Genomic DNA, 1,054 nt, shown 5'->3' on the forward strand with positions numbered 1-1,054 from the left:
ATCCAGGTCGGGTCGGTCCCGGTGGGTGGGGACGCGCCTGTTTCCGTTCAGTCGATGACGACGACCCGTACGTCGGACATCGGTGCCACTCTTCAGCAGATCGCGGAGCTGACGGCTTCGGGGTGTCAGATCGTGCGGGTGGCGTGTCCGACGCAGGATGACGCTGACGCGCTCGCGACGATCGCGAGGAAGTCGCAGATTCCGGTGATCGCGGACATTCATTTTCAGCCGAAGTACGTGTTCGCGGCGATTGATGCGGGGTGTGCGGCGGTTCGGGTGAATCCGGGGAACATCAAGCAGTTCGATGACAAGGTGCGGGAGATCGCGCGGGCGGCCTCCGACGCCGGGACGCCGATCCGGATCGGTGTCAACGCGGGGTCGCTGGACGCGCGGCTGCTGAAGAAGTACGGGAAGGCCACTCCGGAGGCGCTGGTGGAGTCGGCGTTGTGGGAGGCGTCGCTGTTCGAGGAGCATGGTTTCCGGGACATCAAGATCTCGGTGAAGCACAACGACCCGGTGGTGATGGTCAACGCGTACCGGCTGCTGGCGGCTCAGTCGGATTATCCGTTGCATTTGGGTGTGACGGAGGCGGGTCCGGCGTTCCAGGGGACGATCAAGTCGGCGGTGGCGTTCGGCGCGCTGCTGAGCGAGGGCATCGGGGACACGATCCGGGTGTCGTTGTCGGCTCCTCCGGCGGAGGAGGTGAAGGTGGGCATCCAGATTCTGGAGTCGTTGAATCTGCGGCAGCGGCGGCTGGAGATCGTGTCGTGTCCGTCGTGCGGGCGTGCGCAGGTGGATGTGTACAAGCTGGCGGATCAGGTGTCGGCGGGTCTTGAGGGTATGGAGGTTCCGCTGCGGGTCGCGGTGATGGGCTGTGTCGTGAACGGTCCGGGCGAGGCCCGTGAGGCTGATCTGGGTGTCGCGTCGGGCAACGGCAAGGGTCAGATCTTCGTGAAGGGTGAGGTCATCAAGACCGTGCCGGAGTCGAAGATCGTCGAGACGCTGATCGAAGAGGCGATGAAGCTCGCCGAGCAGATGGAAACCGACGGCACCA

At 64.6% G+C, this 1,054-nt stretch carries 1 protein-coding gene; it reads left to right on the plus strand.

Annotated elements, in window-relative coordinates:
- Nucleotides 1-1,054, plus strand: a 1,054-nt coding sequence (gene ispG, locus BGM09_RS19410) for a flavodoxin-dependent (E)-4-hydroxy-3-methylbut-2-enyl-diphosphate synthase (protein WP_188282909.1), incomplete at both ends; no start/stop codon positions are given.

This window comes from Streptomyces sp. CBMA29 (genome assembly GCF_014596445.1).
In the GTDB taxonomy this organism is placed as follows: domain Bacteria; phylum Actinomycetota; class Actinomycetes; order Streptomycetales; family Streptomycetaceae; genus Actinacidiphila.